3 protein-coding genes are annotated in these 2380 nt (G+C 72.7%); 1 reads left to right on the top strand and 2 read right to left on the bottom strand.

Annotated elements, in window-relative coordinates; genetic code table 11:
- Positions 1-493, top strand: a 493-nt coding sequence (locus ACFV6I_RS37415; RefSeq protein WP_380430528.1) for a class I SAM-dependent methyltransferase, incomplete at its 5' end; no start/stop codon positions are given.
- Between the two features lie 212 nt (positions 494-705).
- Here ACFV6I_RS37415 and ACFV6I_RS37410 read toward each other — a convergent pair.
- Both ACFV6I_RS37410 and ACFV6I_RS37405 read right to left on the bottom strand, forming a co-directional pair.
- Positions 706-1368, bottom strand: a complete 663-nt coding sequence (locus ACFV6I_RS37410) for a 4'-phosphopantetheinyl transferase (RefSeq protein WP_380430525.1) — start codon at positions 1366-1368, stop codon at positions 706-708.
- Positions 1365-2252 (bottom strand): alpha/beta fold hydrolase, encoded by an 888-nt coding sequence (locus ACFV6I_RS37405; RefSeq protein ID WP_380430522.1) that lies wholly within the window; start codon positions 2250-2252, stop codon positions 1365-1367. Before ACFV6I_RS37405 ends, ACFV6I_RS37410 begins: the two co-directional genes overlap by 4 nt.
- Positions 2253-2380 lie beyond the last annotated feature (128 nt).

Genomic DNA, 2380 nt, shown 5'->3' with positions numbered 1-2380 from the left:
CATCACACAGCACGTCCTGGACCAACGCGGCGCCGACCCGGGCGGCGAACGCACCACGCGGCCCGGCGACCAGCTCGACACGGCCGGGCCGCGCCGCCTCGTCGAAGCCGGCTTCGACCCGGAGCGGCCCACCGCCTGGCTGGCCGAAGGACTGCTGGTCTACCTCACCGCCGACCAGGCGGCCGGCCTGCTCACCGCCGTCGGCACCCTCTCCGCGCCGGGCAGCCGACTGCTGCTCGAAAAGGGCCGGGACGTGACCAGCACCCCGCAGGACCCGACCCTCGCCCACATCACCGACCTGTGGCAGGGCGGCCTCGGCCCCCAGACCCACGAGTGGCTCGACGCCCACGGCTGGACCACCCGGCTCACCCTGCTCGATGAGGTCGCCGCCGCGTACGGCCGCCCCTTCCCGCCCGGCTCGGGCCCGAGCACCACGGGGTTCATCGAAGCGGTGCGCACGGCCGACAACGGCCCGGCGGGCCCCGCCCGTTGAGGGCGAGCGCCCGGGCGGGGCAGGTCCATGGGCCGGGGCTCCCTGTCCTGTCCCTCGGATCGTCCCGCTGACCGGATCCGTCAGCTGTCCCCTCGCCCCCTCGCCCCCGTGTCGGCCTCGCTCCTCCGCCGCACGTGGGGGGGCGGGGCCTGTAGGCCCTGCGGCGGCCGGTTCGCGGTTCGGTGGTGCTTCGGTACTGCGGTGCTGCGCGCTCAACCGGTCGTCGTCCCGTGCGGGATGGTGAGGGTCGTGAGGAGGATGGCACCGGTGGTGGTCCAGCGGCCCTGGCAGCGACCGGGCAGGTGGGGGTGGTGGGCGGTGAAGGTGCGGTCGGGGTGGAGGCGTACGGAGATGCCGGCCAGACCGGTCCAGCGTCGGGTGAGCGGGTAGCAGGCCTTGTAGGTGGCCTCCTTGGCGCTGAAGAGCAGTCTGTCCCAAGGGACTTGGCCGTGAGGTAGCCGGTCGAGCCGGTGACGTTCGTCCTCGGAAGCGGTGAGGGCGAGGACCCCGTCGGGGAGCGGTAGAGCAGGCTCGGCGTCGATGCCGAGCGAGACGACATCGGCCGTGTGCGCCGCAGCGCAAGCGGTGTAACCGTCGCAGTGGGTGATGCTCCCGACGGTCCCCGACGGCCACTCGGGGGCCCCGCCCGGCCCCGGGAGGAGCGGGACCGGCGGGTGGCCGAGCTGGGCGAGAGCGCGACGGGCGAGCGTACGGGCGGCGGTGAACTGCCGCTGCCTGCGGGGCGATCGGCCACTGATGTGGGCGCGCTCCGCAGGAAGGAGCGCGCCCTGGGGCGGCGGCCCGAAGGCCTCGGTGCAGTGGACAGTTGGCGGCAGGAGCCTGCCCAGCTCGGTGGTGAGGGTGGTGGTGGTCACCGCTGCGAAGTGAGTGTGAGTTGGTGGATCTGGCGGGCGAGTTGGTGAGGGGCTTCGAGCGGGAGGATGTGGCCGGCGTCGGAGAGGGTGTCGACGGTGGTGTTGGGGAGGTGGGTCTGGAGGGTGCGGATGTGGGTCTGGCTGACGGAGGTGTCGTGGGTGCCGCGGAGGATCGTGGTGGGGGTGGTGATGTGGCGGAGGTGTGGGGTGTGGTCCATGGTGCTGGTGGAGGCGAAGGTGGTGAGACGGGTGTGGGGGTCGGTGTTGGCGAAGAGGCGCCGGTTGGTCTCCTGGGTGTGAGCGGGGGTGTTGGGGTGGAGGGTCTTCTTGAGGAGCTGGCGGCCGAGGCGGGGGTTCCTGAGGGCGCGCTGGAAGACCTTCGTCTTCATGATGCGGAGTTCGCCCGGAGGAGTCTGCTGGTCGTCGGCGGCGCTGGCGGCGAGGAGCAGGCCGACGAGGCGCTGGGGCGCGCTGCGGGGGGCGTCGGCGTAGAGCTGGGTGGCATAGGCGAGCGCGGCGTAACCGCCGCCTGAGTGGCCGGCGACGACGACGGGGCGGTGGGGGGCGAGGGCGTCCGCGACGGTGGCGAGGTCGTGCCCGAGTTGCTGGATGGTGAGGGCGTTGGAGCCAAGGGTGCTGGTGCCGTGGCCGCGCTGGTCGTAGGCGGCGACGGTGTGGCCCTGGGCGGCCAGCAGCCGGGCGGTGGCGTGCCAGACGGTGTGGGTGGCGCCCCAGCCGTGGGCGAGGACGATCAGGGGCGTGGTGGTGGCGGTGGTGTCGTGGGGGTCGATGTGGGCGGGGTGGTGGATGGCGACGGTGAGGCGGGCGCCGTCGGGAGTGGTGGTAGCGAGGTCGGTGATGGTGACTTCGGCGGTGGTGGTCACGAGGTGCTCCTGTCTGCGTCTGCGTTGGCGCCGTGTGTGAGTTGGTGGTTGAGGTTGGTGAGGGCGTTGTGGGTGGCTTTGGTGTGTTGGTTGGGGATGGTGTGTTTGGGGAGGAGGGTGGGCCATCC

It is taken from the genome of Kitasatospora sp. NPDC059803 (assembly GCF_042732255.1).
GTDB lineage: Bacteria > Actinomycetota > Actinomycetes > Streptomycetales > Streptomycetaceae > Kitasatospora.
Note: the sequence above shows the minus strand (reverse complement) of the source record. Positions and strands in the feature narration are given on the sequence as shown.